At 42.6% G+C, this 17983-nt stretch carries 15 protein-coding genes, 2 pseudogenes, 1 riboswitch and 1 other annotated feature; of the genes and pseudogenes, 1 reads left to right on the forward strand and 16 read right to left on the reverse strand.

What is annotated here, in order from left to right:
* Positions 1-8: 8 nt before the first annotated feature.
* From rpoB to citD, 16 genes and pseudogenes are all read right to left on the reverse strand, one after another.
* The gene (gene rpoB / locus NCY30_RS02980; RefSeq protein WP_055214566.1) at positions 9-3887 is read right to left on the reverse strand and encodes a DNA-directed RNA polymerase subunit beta; all 3879 of its coding nucleotides are present in this window, start codon (positions 3885-3887) and stop codon (positions 9-11) included.
* A gap of 330 nt (positions 3888-4217) precedes the next feature.
* Positions 4218-4592, reverse strand: coding sequence for a 50S ribosomal protein L7/L12 (gene rplL / locus NCY30_RS02985; RefSeq protein WP_022415697.1), 375 nt, complete (start codon positions 4590-4592; stop codon positions 4218-4220).
* 60 nt (positions 4593-4652) lie between these two features.
* Positions 4653-5198: a 50S ribosomal protein L10 gene (gene rplJ, locus NCY30_RS02990; protein WP_022415698.1), complete on the reverse strand. Its 546-nt coding sequence runs from the start codon at positions 5196-5198 to the stop codon at positions 4653-4655.
* A gap of 48 nt (positions 5199-5246) precedes the next feature.
* Positions 5247-5394 (reverse strand) — a sequence feature (ribosomal protein L10 leader region).
* A 229-nt stretch (positions 5395-5623) separates the two neighbouring features.
* A pseudogene (locus tag NCY30_RS03000) lies at positions 5624-5803 on the reverse strand (anthranilate synthase component I); the annotation flags it as partial.
* 311 nt (positions 5804-6114) lie between these two features.
* On the reverse strand, positions 6115-6807 hold the full coding sequence (rplA, locus tag NCY30_RS03005; RefSeq protein WP_006428125.1) for a 50S ribosomal protein L1: 693 nt from the start codon (positions 6805-6807) through the stop codon (positions 6115-6117).
* Between the two features lie 57 nt (positions 6808-6864).
* Positions 6865-7290: a 50S ribosomal protein L11 gene (gene rplK / locus NCY30_RS03010; protein ID WP_006428124.1), complete on the reverse strand. Its 426-nt coding sequence runs from the start codon at positions 7288-7290 to the stop codon at positions 6865-6867.
* 57 nt (positions 7291-7347) lie between these two features.
* Complete coding sequence (gene nusG / locus NCY30_RS03015) at positions 7348-7863, reverse strand: transcription termination/antitermination protein NusG (RefSeq protein WP_006428123.1); 516 nt, start codon at positions 7861-7863, stop codon at positions 7348-7350.
* Positions 7864-7890: 27 nt separating this feature from the next.
* Positions 7891-8091, reverse strand: coding sequence for a preprotein translocase subunit SecE (gene secE, locus NCY30_RS03020; RefSeq protein WP_044920309.1), 201 nt, complete (start codon positions 8089-8091; stop codon positions 7891-7893).
* A 19-nt stretch (positions 8092-8110) separates the two neighbouring features.
* Positions 8111-8260, reverse strand: a complete 150-nt coding sequence (gene rpmG, locus NCY30_RS03025) for a 50S ribosomal protein L33 (RefSeq protein WP_028086482.1) — start codon at positions 8258-8260, stop codon at positions 8111-8113.
* A gap of 201 nt (positions 8261-8461) precedes the next feature.
* Positions 8462-10264: a zinc ribbon domain-containing protein gene (locus NCY30_RS03030; protein ID WP_250818446.1), complete on the reverse strand. Its 1803-nt coding sequence runs from the start codon at positions 10262-10264 to the stop codon at positions 8462-8464.
* Positions 10265-10298: 34 nt separating this feature from the next.
* Positions 10299-11207: a magnesium transporter CorA family protein gene (locus NCY30_RS03035; protein ID WP_055180725.1), complete on the reverse strand. Its 909-nt coding sequence runs from the start codon at positions 11205-11207 to the stop codon at positions 10299-10301.
* Between the two features lie 203 nt (positions 11208-11410).
* Entirely contained in the window at positions 11411-13090 is a 1680-nt protein-coding gene (locus NCY30_RS03040) for a formate--tetrahydrofolate ligase (RefSeq protein WP_172674946.1), read from the reverse strand.
* A gap of 120 nt (positions 13091-13210) precedes the next feature.
* Positions 13211-13294, reverse strand: a riboswitch (ZMP/ZTP riboswitch).
* Positions 13295-13370: 76 nt separating this feature from the next.
* Positions 13371-14630 (reverse strand): threonine/serine exporter family protein, encoded by a 1260-nt coding sequence (locus NCY30_RS03045; RefSeq protein WP_022415649.1) that lies wholly within the window; start codon positions 14628-14630, stop codon positions 13371-13373.
* Positions 14631-14989: 359 nt separating this feature from the next.
* A complete protein-coding gene (locus NCY30_RS03050; RefSeq protein WP_195512765.1) occupies positions 14990-16255 on the reverse strand; it encodes a threonine/serine ThrE exporter family protein in 1266 nt (421 codons plus the stop codon).
* A gap of 272 nt (positions 16256-16527) precedes the next feature.
* A pseudogene (locus tag NCY30_RS03055) lies at positions 16528-16782 on the reverse strand (aldolase/citrate lyase family protein); the annotation flags it as partial.
* Positions 16782-17081, reverse strand: coding sequence for a citrate lyase acyl carrier protein (gene citD / locus NCY30_RS03060; protein ID WP_055180730.1), 300 nt, complete (start codon positions 17079-17081; stop codon positions 16782-16784). The pseudogene NCY30_RS03055 and the gene citD, both read right to left, overlap by 1 nt.
* A gap of 280 nt (positions 17082-17361) precedes the next feature.
* On the opposite strand from citD, the gene citX reads away from it, so the two are divergent.
* Positions 17362-17850, forward strand: coding sequence for a citrate lyase holo-[acyl-carrier protein] synthase (gene citX / locus NCY30_RS03065; protein WP_250818447.1), 489 nt, complete (start codon positions 17362-17364; stop codon positions 17848-17850).
* Positions 17851-17983: the final 133 nt, after the last annotated feature.

Below are 17983 nucleotides of genomic sequence, written 5' to 3' on the forward strand. Positions count from 1 at the left end.
ACCCCTTCCTATTCATCGTCAGATGAATCGCCGAAATCATAGTCATCATTTTCTTCAAAGTTCATATCGAAATCATCGTCTGATTCTGGTTCTTCTTCTACATCAACCAGTTCTTCACCCTGGAATTCCTGTTTGCTGTATCCGTGTTTACCAAAGTCTTCGTCATCATCATTACGATATCTTCTGTCTCCCTCGATCAGAGAACGGAAATCTGTCTCTCCCATATCGGAAGTTTCCATGATCTCCACTTCTGTATTGTCATCACGTAAGACACGTACGTCCAGTCCGAGTGACTGTAACTCTTTGAGCAATACCTTGAAGGATTCCGGAATTCCCGGTTCAGGAATATTTTCACCCTTGATGATTGCTTCGTATGTCTTCACACGTCCGATGACATCATCTGACTTCACAGTCAGGATTTCCTGCAGTGTGTATGATGCACCATAAGCTTCCAGTGCCCATACCTCCATCTCTCCGAAACGCTGTCCACCGAACTGAGCTTTTCCTCCTAATGGCTGCTGTGTAACCAGTGAGTAAGGACCTGTAGAACGTGCATGGATCTTGTCGTCTACCAGGTGGTGCAGTTTCAGATAATGCATGTGTCCGATGGTTACAGGGCTGTCGAAGTACTCACCCGTACGTCCGTCACGCAGGCGGACCTTACCATCTCTTGAAATTGGAACACCTTTCCAGAGTTTTCTGTGTTCTCTGTTGTCTGACAGATACTGCAGTACTTCCGGAAGAAGTTCTTCTTTATGTTTTGCTTCAAACTCTTCCCAGCTTAAGTTGACATAGTCATTAGCCAGATCAAGAGTATCCATAATATCAATCTCGTTTGCTCCGTCGAATACAGGAGTTGCGATATTGAATCCAAGTGCCTTTGCAGCCAGGGACAGGTGAATCTCCAGGACCTGACCGATATTCATACGTGAAGGCACACCCAGTGGGTTCAGCACGATGTCCAGAGGACGTCCGTTCGGAAGGAACGGCATATCTTCTACTGGAAGTACACGGGAAACGACACCCTTGTTACCATGACGTCCGGCCATCTTATCACCGACAGAGATCTTTCTCTTCTGAGCGATGTAGATACGAACTGACTGGTTTACTCCCGGTGACATCTCGTCTCCGCCTTCTCTTGTAAATACCTTGGCATCTACTACAATACCGTATTCTCCGTGAGGTACTTTCAGGGAAGTATCTCTTACTTCACGGGCTTTCTCACCAAAGATCGCACGAAGCAGTCTTTCTTCGGCTGTAAGTTCTGTCTCTCCCTTAGGAGTAACCTTACCTACCAGGATATCTCCGGCACGGACTTCAGCTCCGACACGAATGATACCTCTTTCATCCAGATTTTTCAGTGCGTCATCGCCGACACCTGGGATGTCACGTGTGATCTCTTCTGGTCCAAGCTTTGTATCACGTGCTTCTGCTTCATATTCTTCAATATGAATAGATGTATATACATCATCCTGTACCAGTCTTTCACTTAACAGAACGGCATCCTCGTAGTTGTAACCTTCCCATGTCATGAATCCGATCAGTGGGTTCTTACCAAGGCCAAGTTCACCATTTGATGTAGATGGTCCGTCTGCAATAACCTCACCCTTTTCTACTCTGTTGCCCTTAAAGACAATCGGTCTCTGGTTATAGCAGTTGCTCTGGTTACTTCTCTGGAATTTTGTTAATTTATATTTCTTCAGTTTTCCGTCGTCCTGACGAACTGTGATCTCTGTAGAAGTAGAACGTTCAACTGTTCCGCCTTCTTCAGCAACTACACATACACCAGAGTCAACGGCTGCTTTTTCTTCCATACCAGTTCCTACTACAGGAGCCTCTGTGAACAGAAGCGGTACTGCCTGACGCTGCATGTTGGATCCCATCAGGGCACGGTTCGCATCGTCATTCTGAAGGAATGGGATTAAGGCTGTAGCAACAGAGAATACCATCTTAGGAGATACGTCCATGTAATCGAACATTCCTCTTTCATATTCCTGTGTCTCTTCACGGTAACGACCAGATACATTCTTACGTACGAAGTGTCCTTCTTTATCTAACTGTTCGTTCGCTTGTGCTACATGGTAGTTATCTTCTTCATCCGCTGTCATGTATACAACTTCATCTGTAACTACCGGGTTTGTCGGATCATCGTGGTTGATCTTACGATACGGAGCCTCGATAAATCCATATTCATTGATTCTTGCATAACTTGCAAGGGAGTTGATCAGACCGATGTTAGGTCCTTCAGGTGTCTCTACTGGACACATTCTTCCATAGTGAGAGTAGTGTACGTCTCGAACCTCGAATCCGGCACGGTCTCTTGACAGACCACCAGGTCCTAACGCTGAAAGACGTCTCTTATGAGTCAGCTCACCAAGCGGGTTGTTCTGATCCATGAACTGTGACAGCTGGGAAGATCCGAAGAACTCCTTCACTGCTGCAGTTACAGGCTTGATATTGATCAGGGACTGTGGAGAGATTCCCTCCATATCCTGTGTTGTCATTCTTTCACGAACCACTCTTTCCAGACGTGAAAGGCCGATTCTGTACTGATTCTGAAGCAGCTCACCTACAGAACGGATACGTCTGTTACCCAGGTGGTCAATATCATCATCAGTTCCGATGCCATATTCCAGATGCATATTGTAGTTAATAGAAGCTAAGATATCTTCTTTTGTGATATGCTTTGGAATCAGATCGTGGATATCTCTCTTGATCGCATCTTTTAACTCATCGATGTCTCCTGCTGTCTCCTCCAGGATTCCTGCAAGTACAGGATAGTATACCTGCTCGGTAACTCCTACTTCTTCCGGATCAACATCAACAACTGCGTCAAGGTCAACCATCATATTAGAAAGGACCTTGATCGGTCTTTCTGTTTCTTCTACGCTGATCCATACATATGGAACTGCATTATTCTGAATTGTAGAAGCCAGTTCTCTTGTGATCTTTGTTCCGGCTTCTGCCAGTACTTCGCCTGTCATCGGACTTGCAACATCTTCTGCCAGGACATGACCGCTGATACGGTTCTTTAACGCAAGCTTCTTATTGAACTTGTAACGTCCTACTTTTGCAAGATCATAACGTCTTGGGTCAAAGAACATACTTGTGATCAGACTTTCAGCACTGTCTACTGCCAAAGGCTCACCCGGACGGATCTTCTTATATAATTCCAGAAGTCCTTCCTGATAGTTTGTTGCAGCATCCTTTTCAAAACTTGCCAGGATCTTAGGCTCTTCTCCGAAGAGTTCGATGATCTCTGGGTTTGTACCGATTCCTAATGCACGAATCAACACAGTGATCGGTACCTTTCTTGTTCTATCTACACGTACATAGAAAACGTCATTGGAATCCGTCTCATACTCCAGCCACGCACCACGGTTCGGGATTACGGTAGCTGAATACAGTTTTTTACCTAATTTATCATGTGCAATGGCATAATAGATACCAGGAGAACGTACTAACTGGCTGACGATAACACGCTCTGCACCATTGATTACAAAGGTACCTGTTCTTGTCATCAGCGGCAGATCTCCCATGAAGATCTCATGCTCATTGATTTCATCTGTCTCTTTATTGTGAAGTCTTACTTTGACTTTCAGAGGTGCTGCATATGTTGCATCACGTTCTTTACACTCATCAATCGTATATTTTACTTCATCTTCACACAAAGTAAAATCTACGAAATCCAGGCTTAATTTTCCACTGTAGTCTGTGATTGGGGAAATGTCATCGAACACTTCATTTAACCCTTCTTCCAGAAACCACTTGTAAGAATCTGTCTGAACTTCGATCAAGTTAGGCATCTGAACGACTTCTTTCTGTCGGGCATAACTCATTCGTGAACTTTTTCCGCTTTTAATAGGACGAATTCTGTTTTTCTCCATATTGACGTTTCACTCCTCATTTATTTTTCTGGCTGGGCTTTTTACCGCCCATATAACTTGCAGAGTCTCAAAAACAACGTATTTTTTGCTGTTTTTCATACGCAGTCATGGCATAACTATCCACAATAGCGTATTTTTTACTATAGCATAAGCTTGTCAAGTATGTCAAGCAAATCTATGTTATTTTTTCCAGTTTTTTTCAAGACTTTGCCGGTACTGCTGAACATAAGAAAAAATCCGCTTTGCAGGCTCTTTCTTATATTCAGCATCCCTATAATACGAAAGGGCATCCCGTCACCGGAATGCCCTGATAATTCAATCAAACTCGAATTATTTAAGGTTAACTTCAGCACCTTCTGCTTCAAGTTTAGTCTTGATTTCCTCAGCCTCAGCTTTAGAAGCGCCTTCTTTGATTACCTTTGGAGCTTCGTCAACTAATGCTTTAGCTTCTTTCAGTCCAAGTCCTGTTACTTCACGAACAACTTTGATAACTTTAACCTTAGCTGCTCCTGCAGAAACTAATTCTACGTCGAACTCATCTTTCTCTTCTGCTGCTGCTCCACCTTCAGCTGCTGCTGCAACTACAACACCTGCTGCTGCGGATACACCAAATTCTTCTTCACAAGCTTTTACAAGATCATTTAACTCTAATACAGATAACTCTTTGATAGCTTCAATAAATTCTTCTGTTGTTAACTTTGCCATTTTATTTTCCTCCATTTTTCTTATTTTCTTTTTGAAATAAAATATTATGCTGCCATCAGCTTATTCAGCTGCTGGTGCCTCTGCAGCTTCTTCTGCTGCCGGAGCTGCTTCACAAGCATCTGCTCCACCTTTTTCTGCGATCTGATTGAGAACGCGTGCCAGGTTTGTGATAGGTGACTGTAAGCTTCCAAGTAATTTGGAAATAAGCTCGTCTCTTGAAGGGATCTTAGCAAGTTCATTTAATGCATCTGTATCATATAATGTTCCTTCAACCACACCTGCTTTTAATTCAAGGGCTTTTGCATTCTTTGCGAATTTGCAAAGGATTCTTGCTGGAGCTGTTGCATCATCTTTAGAAATTGCGATAGCGCTTGGTCCTTCTAAGTGCTCATCTAATGCTGCGAAATCAGTTCCTTCAAAAGCTCTCTTCATCATTGTGTTCTTACAAACTTTGTAGACAACGCCTGCTTCTCTTAACTGTTTACGCATCTCTGTATCTTCTGCAACAGTCAGTCCACGGTAGTCAACAAGGACAACGCTTACTGCGTCTTTCACGTCCTCTGCAATAGCCTGTACAACTGGTTGTTTTAATTCAACTTTTGCCACGAATGGTGCACCTCCTTGTAGATTTGTAAGTTTACACCGCCGATAGATATAAATGTAAAAAAACCTCTATATCCAAAGACATAGAGGTTGATAAGTCATACTTTAGTATCGATCTTTCCTCGGTAGGCGTCCGCATAAAATGTGTTCTTACGCTCTTTCAAGCACCTACTGTCTTCGGCAGTCCTCTAGTAGATTATCATATACATACGTTATTGTCAAGAGATTTTTTGTTTTTTCTTTTACAAAAATTTTTTCAGCACACCGATCTGCATTTGTTCTGCTCCATCTTTTATGTTATCCGGTCTTTTATGCTTCTACCACGGCCGCTTTCATCTTCTGTACATATTCTTTTACATACGCTACACAGTCTGCTCCATGCTCTGCTACGCTCCTTACAATTGCCGATCCCACAATTGCACCGTCTGAAAATGCCGCCATTTTTCTCCGCCCTCTACACTTTCCAACAGATAGTATCTTTTACTCACCGCCGCAATCTTGCGAAGAGGCGTGATCGGTGTGATAACATCTGCATAAATCTCTTTGCATACCGGAATTATGTGGTAGTCCGGTGCAAGCCTCATGATTTCTTCACATTCTGGATACATAGATATGATTCCTCCTTTAAGTTCTGATTATCTTGCTGGCTGTGTATGGAAGTGTTGGAACGGATTGTATTTTTCCACCAAAAAAGCTTCTGTCCCTCTAAAGGGACAAAAGCTTAATATCATCCTAAAATATTCTAAAACTTCTGCGGTACCACCCAATTTGTCAATTCATGACCACTCTCTTATGTACTATCATACACATCTGCGAAACATACCACCGGCAACTTTTCTAACATATTCAGGTATAAAAAAACTCTGTATACAGCATCACATCTGTATACAGAGTTCTTTATTCATTATTATCTTGCGGATTAAACAAGCTTCATTGGGTTGATCTTTACACCAGGTCCCATTGTAGAAGTAAGAGTTACGCTCTTAAGGTACTGTCCCTTAACTGCTGCAGGTCTTACTTTGTTAATCGCATCAATAAGCGTCTGGAAGTTGTCTGTAAGCTGTTCTTCAGTAAAGCTTGCTTTACCTACTGGCACATGGATAATGTTTGTCTTATCAAGTCTGTACTCGATCTTACCAGCTTTGATTTCCTGGATAGCTTTTGTAACGTCCATTGTTACTGTACCAGCCTTCGGGTTTGGCATTAATCCCTTAGGTCCGAGTACACGTCCGAGACGTCCAACAACACCCATCATATCTGGTGTAGCTACTACTACATCGAATTCAAACCAGTTTTCATTCTGGATCTTAGGAATGAGTTCTTCTCCTCCTACGAAATCTGCTCCGGCTGCTTTAGCTTCTTCTGCTTTAGCGTCTTTTGCAAATACAAGGATACGAACCTTTTTACCAGTTCCGTGTGGCAGAACTACTGCTCCACGAATCTGCTGGTCAGCGTGACGTCCGTCACATCCAGTTCTGATATGAGCTTCAATAGTCTCATCGAATTTTGCTGTTGCAGTCTTTTTAACTAATGATACTGCGTCTGCTACATCGTAGAGTGTTCCTCTGTCGATTGTCTTCGCAGCTTCAACGTATTTCTTTCCTCTTTTCATTCTATAAACCTCCTAGTGGTATTGGCGGGATAACCCTCCCACATTAATCTTCATCAATTATTCTGTTACAGTTACACCCATAGAGCGGCATGTACCTTCTACCATGCTCATAGCGCTCTCGATTGTAGCAGCGTTCAGGTCAGGCATCTTTGTCTTAGCGATTTCCTCTACCTGAGCTTTTGTGATTGTAGCAACCTTTGTTTTGTTAGGCACACCTGAACCAGATTTGATGTTGCAGGCCTTTTTGATCAGAACTGCTGCCGGTGGTGTCTTTGTGATGAAGCTGAAACTTCTGTCATTGTAAACTGTGATAACTACAGGGATGATCATGTCTCCCTGATCTGCTGTCTTAGCGTTGAACTGTTTTGTAAATTCAACGATGTTTACACCGTGCTGACCAAGAGCAGGTCCAACCGGTGGTGCCGGAGTAGCTTTGCCGGCTGGGATCTGTAATTTAATATAACCTTCTACTTTTTTTGCCATTTCAATTACCTCCTTGTGGTGATGGCGGGGAACATATAACGCCCCTCCCACTTACTGTTACATTTTCTTAACTTCTGCGAAACCAATTTCAACCGGGGTCTCGCGGCCGAAGAGCTCAACATTAATAGTAAGGCTCTGCTTCTGCATGTTGATAGACTGGATTACACCAACCGTATCCGCCCATGCTCCAGCGATTACCTGGACTGTGTCGCCCTCCTCGTAGTCCATGACTACTTCCTCTCTCTGGATTCCCAGAGGAGCCATCTCCGCATCTGTAAGCGGCACCGGCTTAGATCCAGGTCCGACAAATCCTGTCACACCTCTTGTATTACGAACAACGTACCATGTATCATCGTTCATAATCATGTGTATCAACACATAGCCTGGAAACATCTTTTTCTGAGATACTTTCTGGACACCGTTCTTCATCTCAACAACGTCTTCCAGCGGTACTCTTACTTCAAGGATCTGATCCTCAAGATGTCTGTTCTCGATTGTCTTATCAATGTTGGCTTTTACTTTGTTCTCGTACCCTGAATAGGTATGAACTACGTACCATTTTGCCTCTGACATAATCTCACCTTTCTTGTCCGTTTTGAGTTATTTAATTAATAAATCTACTCCGTACTGGGCGAAAAAATCTACAAGTGCGATAATCGCTCCCAGGACCACGGATACAGAAACAACCGCTGCCGTCTCTTTTGCAACTGTCATCTTGTCTGGCCACACGATCTTCTTGAATTCTCTGTCAAGACCCTTGAACCAGCTCTCCTTCTGAGTTTTCTTACTACTCATCGACATTCACTCCTTCTTGCGGCGATTATTTTGTCTCTTTGTGCAATGTGTGTTTCTTACAGAATCTGCAGTACTTCTTGGTTTCCATACGTTCCGGATGAGATTTCTTATCCTTTGTCATGTTGTAGTTACGCTGCTTGCATTCTGTACACTCCAATGTGATTCTTGTACGCACAACTTCCACCTCGCTTTATAATCTTAGTTAACGTGTTTCGTGGCAGCTTGCGATGCTGCCCGATTTTAGGCATAAAAAAAAAGCCTACTTCCATTCGCCCGAATATCGTATCATATCCAGGCTTAAAAAGCAAGCCTTTTCCTATATTATTTTCGCGAAAATTTATTTATTAAAACACTTTATCCGTAACTGCCAAACTATTTATTGCGATTCCCTGTACCAGATACTTCCCGGATTCACTGTACGAAGCTGATAGTTTCCGTCTTTATAAACGAATTCGGCACTCATCTGCGAACTTCCATCCACCGTTCCGTTCATATTGCCAACTGTAACATCTTCTTTCTGATATGTTACTCTATAATCATAAGACAACGTTCCTCTCACAACTCCGGTCACACCACTGATCACATATTTTCCTTCATAATTATCAGTTGTTATCTGATCCGCTTTATAACCATCTTTTGAACTTAACTGTTCTTTCAGATCATCATAGAATTCTTTATTCTCTTTTTCATATTTTGAATTCTTTTCAAATAACCCTGATATTTGTGAGAATGATTTTTCTTCTTTTGCAGCTTTGATATAACTGCTCAGAATTTCTTTCATTTTCTTATCTAGCTTCTTTTTCCCGCTTTGTGATACTTTCATTTTAGAGATTGTTGTACTTCCCTTATCGGATGCTTTGAATTCTGATTTATACGTCTTAAACCACGGAACGTCTATCCTTATCTTATGATCTCCTTCAAACAACGATATTTTATATTGATCCAGGCCATCGGAATCATCTTTTATCTTATCGTTTTTTGTAAGCTTCGTTCCATCGATCCAGGCCGTCGATCCAGCCGGAATATAAAGGTTAAAATCATTTGCGATCATCTTGTCCGAAGATACCTTCCAGTTTGCAAATAACAGCAGTCTTTGTCTCTTTTGCTTTTGCAGAACAACGGTTTCTTTGTTCTTACCTTGAGTTTTTGTCTTGTATTCGACCGTAAATGCTCTTTGTTTTCCTCCGGACTCTATCTTTATCTGGCGATTTTCCTTCGTCTCTTTTATCTGATAATCCTCTACACCGGTAACGGCATTCTTCTTCATATATGTTGTATATTCATCCTGTGTTGCATATCCATTCTTCGGAAGATCAGACAGATGTCCCGTCTTTTTCCAGTCTTCCTTTACATAAGCCTTACAGTAACGTTCCGCCACTGCTTCCGGACGTCCATAGTAACTTTCAAAAATGCAAAATGCCGCAAATACAGCGGCTCCTGCCACAATTCTTTTCACAGCCTTCTTCTGCTTCGCTGTCAGATCTGACCAGGAATGCTTCTCTTTGATAAACTTCGGTATACGGCTTGGATCCTTCCCTTCACGCTCACGTTTTATCTTTTTTTCTTTGCGTTTTCTTTCCCATGACTGAAGGATCTCTTCATATGCATCTTCTTCCGGGACATCTTCATATTCTCTTTTCTTTTTTATAAAATCTCCGATATCACCGGTAAACATCCGTGTCGGCTCATCCGCCTCTTCCTCTGTCTTCTCTCCGATCATAAGCGTCGGCTCACTGACACCTTCAGTTTCATCCAAATGACTCTGTTCTTTACCGGATCCTTCTTTTAACTTGATCTTCCGGTGAAGTTCCTGCTCCAGTTCCTGTCTTGTAACTTCTTCTATCATCCGGTCCAGGTTCTCAGGAATTGTAAGCTGTTTTTTCAGCTGTTCCTGCTCTGTGTCCTCATCTTCTTTTCTTTCTTCTTTTTTTTCTTCTTGCAGGAATACCTCTTTTTCTTCTTTCTCATCAGGATTAAGTAACTTCTTCGCTTCATCAATTACTTTTTCTGATTCTTCTTCGATCTCCTGATTGGAAAATTCTGTCTTCGGGGCTTCTTCAAGCTCATCCAGGTCACTGTATAATGTTTCCTCTTTTGATTCGGGAAGCCGCATTCCGCAATAATTACAGAATCTGGCATCGTCTGGATTGTTAGTTTTGCAATTCGGGCATTGACGCATAGAGCTCCTCCTTTTCAAATCACATTTTACATTATCATAACATTTTCTTTCTCTTAAATATAATAATACAGGTAATCATAACCACAACGCTTAAGATGATCACTCCCGGATATCCGTGCTTTAGTTCCGGCATATTATGGAAATTCATTCCATACCAGCTGGTGATGAGTGTAAGCGGGAAGAAAATCGTTGATATTACGGTCAGAAACTGCATGTTGTTATTCTGCTGGGCATCTACCTGCGCCTTATAAGCATCCCTTACCTGCTGGGCATATTCCAGAAGCTGCGATGCTTTACTCATCAGTCTGTCTGCACGGTCCGAGATAACACCGAAATATTTCACCTGTTTCTTGGCAAAGAAACCATTTTCATTCTCTTCGAGCTGTTTTCCCATGTCCATGATCTCATCATAATAACTGCGGAGTGTCAAAAGTTCACGTCGGATCGGCATGATCGCATTCTGGAATCCCTGGATCTTTCCGTCCATGACACCTTCTTCCAGATCCATGATCCGTTTCTCATAATGTCCCAGAAGTTCCAGATCCCGGCTTATGAATTCCAGCATAAAATTATAGATGAATTTTTCTTTCGATTCTCCCTGTCTCGTCTTCTTCCTCTTAATTCTGCGGATCAGACGGTAAGAAAATTCATCATCGTCCACAATCACGATATGATGACGGTTAATAAAAAATAAGATCTTGTATCGTTCTCCCAGAATATCCAGAAGCTTTGGAATACAAAGAGAACCCGCAAGACATTCCTGCTGAGTCTCCATCTTACAAAATCCTACATCTTTCAGATTGATCTCTCCTTCATACTGCATGCCGGCCTGTTCCAGGCAGTCTCTGGCAGTCTGCGATGTCGCCAGAAATACCGATGGTCTGTCCTTCTCCATGATTTCTTCCTGATATTCCTGCAGCGTTTCTCCTAATACGTATCTCATGCCTTCACCATCCTCGTTTGTTCATCCTGTTTTACTTCTTGCATTATAACACTAACTTGGAATTCTAGCACATATTCTCCTGCTGTTTTTCAAAATCCCGTAAATCTTATGTAAAATCTTGTCACAACACATGCATGGCAATAGAAAAATCCGGCAAGCCTCACAAAAAGCCGCCGGATTTTTACTTTTAACTACATTTACAATTAGAATAATCCTGTAATTCTTCCTTCATCATCTACATCGATTCTCTCAGCTGCCGGAACTTTCGGAAGTCCAGGCATAGTCATGATATCTCCTGTCAGAGCTACGATAAATCCGGCACCTGCGGAGACTTTCAGGTTACGTACTGTAATGTCAAAGTCTGTCGGTGCTCCCAGTTTCTTCGGATCGTCTGTCAGACTGTACTGTGTCTTCGCCATACAGATCGGTGCATTGCCAAATCCAAGATCTGTCAGTTGTTTTGCCTGCTTCTGGGCTGCTGCGGTAAGAACCACTTTATTTCCACCATAGATTTTCTGTACGATCTGGTTCAGTTTATCTTCGATCGTTCCTTCCAGTTCATAAGCATAGTGGAAATCACTCGGCTCATCACACAGACGTACCACTTCTTCTGCAAGCTTCAGGCCGCCTTCGCCGCCTTTTGCCCATACTTCGGACAGCGCAACATTGACTCCGACTTCTTTACATTTTTCTTCTACCAGATCCAGTTCTGCTTTGGTATCTGTTGGGAATGCATTGATCGCAACCACACATGGAAGACCGTATACATTCTTAATATTGCTGACATGCTTCATCAAGTTTGGAATACCTTTTTCCAGAGCTTCCAGATTCTCTTCATTCAGATCCGGTTTTGCAACGCCTCCATTATACTTCAGTGCTCTTACCGTTGCTACAATGACTACTGCATCCGGTTTGATGCCAGCCATACGGCACTTGATATCCAGGAATTTCTCAGCTCCTAAGTCCTCTCCGAATCCGGCCTCTGTAATCGCATAGTCTGCAAGCTTCATTGCCATTCTTGTTGCTGTCAGTGAGTTACATCCATGTGCGATATTGGCAAATGGTCCACCGTGTACGATTGCAGGTGCATGCTCCAGTGTCTGAACAAGGTTCGGTTTCAGAGCATCCTTTAACAGCGCACACATCGCTCCCTCTGCATGCAGATCATGTGCGGTAACCGGTTTCTGCTCTGCAATCTTGCCATAAGTGTAACCTACGATGATCTTTCCAAGTCTTTCTTTCAGATCTGCGATATCCTTTGACAGACACAGGATCGCCATGATCTCAGAAGCGACAGTGATATCATATCCGTCTTCTCTCGGCACACCATTGACTCTTCCGCCAAGTCCGTCTGTGACGAAACGGAGCTGACGGTCATTCATATCGACACATCTCTTCCATACGATCTTTCTCGGATCAATATTCAAATCATTTCCCTGATAAATGTGATTGTCGATCATGGCTGCCAGTAAGTTGTTCGCAGCTCCGATCGCATGAAAATCTCCTGTGAAATGAAGGTTGATATCTTCCATCGGTACAACCTGTGCATATCCGCCGCCAGCTGCTCCACCCTTCATACCGAATACCGGTCCGAGAGATGGCTCACGCAGTGCTACCACAGGTTTCTTACCCATTCTCTGAAGTGCATCTGCAAGACCTACGGTTGTTGTTGTCTTTCCTTCTCCGGCAGGTGTCGGATTGATTGCCGTCACAAGAATCAGTTTTCCGTCTTTTTTATCGGATTTCTTTAAGAAATTATAATCAATCTTTGCTTTATATTTTCCATACTGTTCCAGATATTCTTCTGGAATTCCTGCTCTTTCTGCTACCTCTGTGATAGGCTCCATAGTACACTCCTGTGCGATCTCAATATCTGTTTTCATCATTCATTCCTCCTGATCGTATGTTGTCTTTCTGCATTTCCAGTCCTTTTGATACACTGCTTCCAACTCTTCCGATACCGGGCGGTGTAAAAAAAGGACAACACTCATCCTCTTCGGGATAAATGCTGCCCAGACGGTCGGCTCTTACCAAGTATCTGATTCCCCTGTGGTACTCCACATTATCCGTCAGTCATCAGATCTTCTCTTTGACTTTTACTATATTATAAGGACGCAAAATTGTCAATCCGGAAAATTCATCCGGATCATCGTAACACAGCCATTATTTTTTCTCTTTTTTAATAACCGTAGATTCTTTTCCCATATGATATTCTCTTCCCAGCGCCCGCATAATGCTTCTTGAAATCACATCCACAATGATGAATCCAAACGCAATCCCAAGGCATGTTTCCAACAGTACAAGTGCATGCTCTGCTGCCAGTGAAAAGTTCCTGCTGACTACGCCATACATCAGATAATACAATCTCGCTCCCGGCATCAACGGGAAGACGGATGCTGTCAGGAAGACGGTGGACGGCGCATGATTGACTCTCGACATGACAAATGCATAGCCCGCCACAAAGCAGGATGCAACTACTACCGCAAAGAAATTATCCGGATACCACGCATACACCAGTAAATAGATTCCCCATGTCAGGAAAGCTCCGACACTGGAATACAGGATCTTCTTTCCCCGTATCTTGAACCAGCTTGCATAACCGGTACATCCTATCGTACAAGAGATCAGCTGGATCACTGTATTATTATTCACATCGAATCCTTCCGCCGATATATTTCCCATCAGCATCATTGCAAGGGCAATACCGAATGCGATACCAAATGCACCGAGCATCGAATTCATCACTTCCAGTGAACCCGAGATAAAGTTCCTCTGCATCACATCCCGCATTCCGTTGATCGCACCAAGTGCACTGACTAACAGCATGACAATTCCGATCATGATACGGTCCGGATGATGTCCCAGCCCGCTCCGGACAGCTGTTACGATCACAACCTCTGATAAGAATGCCAAGATCAGATTATAGATCATCGGGTTACCTTCCCGCCTGCTAAGCCATCTGCCTACCAGAACGATCATCAGACAGACGATTAATGCAACAACTGCATCCTGCAGATCACATCCGAAGAATACAGCAAACGCCGTTCCCCCTGTAATCTGTGCAAGCCCTGTGATCAGTTCACTCTGATCCGGACGCGCCATTACTTTCTTAAAGCGCCGGACCAGTTCTTTTTCATCCGGATTATGTGAACAGACATACCGCGACATGGCATTCAGATAATTCAATTTATCATAATCTGCCCCTGTAGACTCTATATGCCGGATCTGTGTAATGATCTCACCTTCCGGTGTCTCCACCGTCACCTGAATATTGCTCGGAATCACATATACATCATATGTCATAAAACCATAACTCTTATACATACGATACAGACTGTCTTCCACGCGGAAGATTTCTGCCCCGCACTGTAACATTGCTTCTCCTATATTCAAGATTCCCTGTACTAATTTTTCATAATTCATAGGCAGCTGTCCTTTTATAATTTCATCTTTTACACGTTTGTTTCCATTTATATTTCCCTATTTTTCTTTATTTTCAATATATGTAGTACGTTCTGTATAAGCTCAGTTTAACACACACTTTTTCATTTTAATATAGCAAAGGAACACAGATTCCTGAAAATTATTTGTGTCTGTGATACATCTGTACCGGCGTATTTTCCTGCATCTTTTCCCGTAGCTTTTCGTATCTGCAGTTCCTGCCACTGGCAGTTTCTCTTGCATACTATGGTCTAAAAAATCTGAGAATATACAGGAAAAGATTGCTTCTCTTCCAGCATACTCTCAGACTCTCTGCTTATTTCTATTTTTTATTTCTATAATTATTTCTTTCCACCGATCAGAGGAAGATTCAATGCACTCTTACCGATATGATATTCTCTCTTCAGTGCATACATGATACTTCTGGATGCCACATCTACGATGATAAATCCGAATGCAATTGCAAGACAGGTTGCCATCAGAACAATCGTCTCATTGAATGCCAGTTGTGGATCCTGACTGACACATCCATACATTACATAGTACAGATTCGGTCCCGGAATCAGCGGGAATACCGATGCTGTCAGGAAGATCGTTGAAGGTGCCTTATTCACTCTGGACATGATAAATGCGTAAAATGCAACGAATACTGCTGCGATCATCGTTGCCAGGAAATTGCTTGGCTTCAGTGCAAATACCACAACATAGATTGCCCAGGTAAAGAATGCTCCGATACTGTTATACCATACCTGCTTTCCTCTGATCTTAAACCAGAAAGCAAATCCCGTACATGCAACCGTACAGGAGATCAGCTGGATCGGTACACTGTGATTCAGGATAAAATGATCAGAATATCCTTCATGGAACAACATGATCGCAAGACCGATTCCGAATGCGATTCCGGCAGCTCCAAGGAACGAGTTCATGATATTAATAAATCCAGAGATAAAATCCCTCTGAAGGAGATCACGGATTCCATTCGTCGTGCCCAGTCCACTGATCAGCAGCATAACGATACCGATCATAATACGGTCCGGATGATCTGCAACTCCCATCTTCAATGCCACTATAATGATCACTTCTGATATAAACGAAAGAATAGCATTATAAACCATTAAGTTGCTTTCACGCTTTGCCAGCCAGTCACCGACGGCCACGATCATCACCGATACGATCAATGCAACAATCGCATCCCAGACGTTACAGCCGAAGAATACCGCAAATCCGGTTCCACCCATGATTCCTGCTGCATATCTTGTAATTCGCTTCTGCGGTTCACGATTGATGACTTCGAGATATTTCTCTCGCATCTCTTTTTCATCCGGTGTATGCTGACAGACATATCTGCACAGATTGTTCAGGTAATCCAGCTGATCAAAATTCGGTTCTGATGACTCGATATGCCGGATCTGTGTAATGATCTCACCTTCCGGTGTCTCTACCGTCACCTGTATATTACTCGGAATGACAAATACATCCGATCTCTTAAATCCATAGCTTCTGCACATGCGGTAAAAGCTGTCTTCCAGTCGGAAATTCTCTGCACCACTTTGAAGCATCGCTTCTCCGATGTCCAGGATTCCCTGTACAATCTTGTTATAATCCATCTTTTTTTACCCCTTGTTCTATTCATAAAATTTCCATTTTCTAAATCCAACATTTGAATCATATCATGGATTTTCTATAAGTCAACAAAATTATTGTAAAATGTAATAACAGTTTGTAATACCCGTCTTAGAAGTTCTTATATTTTTTCTTCTTTCTCTCCTTCTTCCGTATTGTCTGCTGCTTTACTGCTCACCTGTTTCCGGAACCTCCGACAATTCTCCTGTTGTCGAATCCATGATGAATCCATAGATCTTAATATCTTTCGGCATCAGCGGATGTCTTCCTTCCAGTAAGGAGAATCCAGACCATTGATACGTACGACACGTTCGCATCCTCTGTAATCAATGCTTCTCAGTGCATGGAACAGTGAGAATCTCGCTGCATCTTTCTGGTTCTCAGCTACTGCATCTTCCAGATCCAGCATAATCGAATCCGGTTTGTAAATATATGGATTTTTGATAAGTCCAGGCTTCTGGGCATTCAAAAACATCATGGTTCTTCCTAAACGTTTCTTATTTGGATTCATTATCTGATTGCACCTCCCCATGGCAGATTATCTAACTGTTTTACAGAACGGAAAATCGCTCCTTCTACTCTTGCCTTGATCGTACAGTCAAGCGCTCCTTTATCAACGATTGCAATCTTCACATCGTCTACTCCAAGATTCTCAAGTGTCTCAAGGACAACCTTGTGGATCTGATTGCCATACTGATTGATTACTGCACTGTCTAAGGACAGGTCGATCTTTCCTTCTCCGGCCTCTACCATTACCTGACAGTCACTGGATTCTAATGTTCCCGCTATTGCAGGTCTTTTGATCTCCATGTTTGTATCCTCCTCTTTCATTTATCTTGTGACTTTGTTTATCTCTTTATGGGTTTATCATAGTCTTGGAACCTTACAGGAGAGAGTGGGGTTTTCTTAATATTTATTAAGGTACGGAAAAGACTGCAACCATGTAACAGCTGCAGCCTTTGTTTTTATATATAATCAAATATTCTTTTTCTGGAAAATTTACTGGTAAAATCTTATAATGATTACAAAGAATATACTATGTAAACTCAATTTAAATATATACTTTTGATACGAAAGGAATTCTTTCAATATGAACGGAATAAACGTAACTATCACAGATATGATGAACTGCCGCGACCGGCGTGTAAGCATCCAGAACGAACTGATCAGTAAATATGATAAACCAGTCCTGTCTTTTTGCATGAACATCCCAGGACCGGTAAAAAACAACGAACAGATCCGGAAAGCTTTTGATTCTGGAAAAGCAGAATTATTAAAAGCTCTTTCTGCTCACAATATAACAATCCTTCACACCGAAGAATTCCACGAACCTTCCGGTGATGAACTGATCATGGCATTGGATGCACCCGCCGAAGATATCAAGACACTTGCTACTGAAATTGAAGAAAGCCATCCTCTCGGACGGCTCTTTGATATGGATGTCATTGGAACTGACAGTATGAAATTATCCCGCGGCACCTACCGTAAATGCATCATCTGCGGATGCCAGGCACAGGAATGTGCGCGGTCACGGAAGATTCCGTGGAGGAATTACAGGAGAAGATTGAGGAATTATTAAATCAGTTTTCTATTTAATGCATCATGGCGGCTGTCACCGACCGGAATAAAACTACAAGGTCCCAGCCTGTGCTGACTCCAACATGGGGAAATCCTAAAGCAAAAAAGTTGACCTAAAAACGAGCTCACAAAAA

Source organism: Dorea sp. MB18-49 (genome assembly GCF_023669465.1).
Taxonomy (GTDB): domain Bacteria; phylum Bacillota; class Clostridia; order Lachnospirales; family Lachnospiraceae; genus Dorea_A; species Dorea_A longicatena.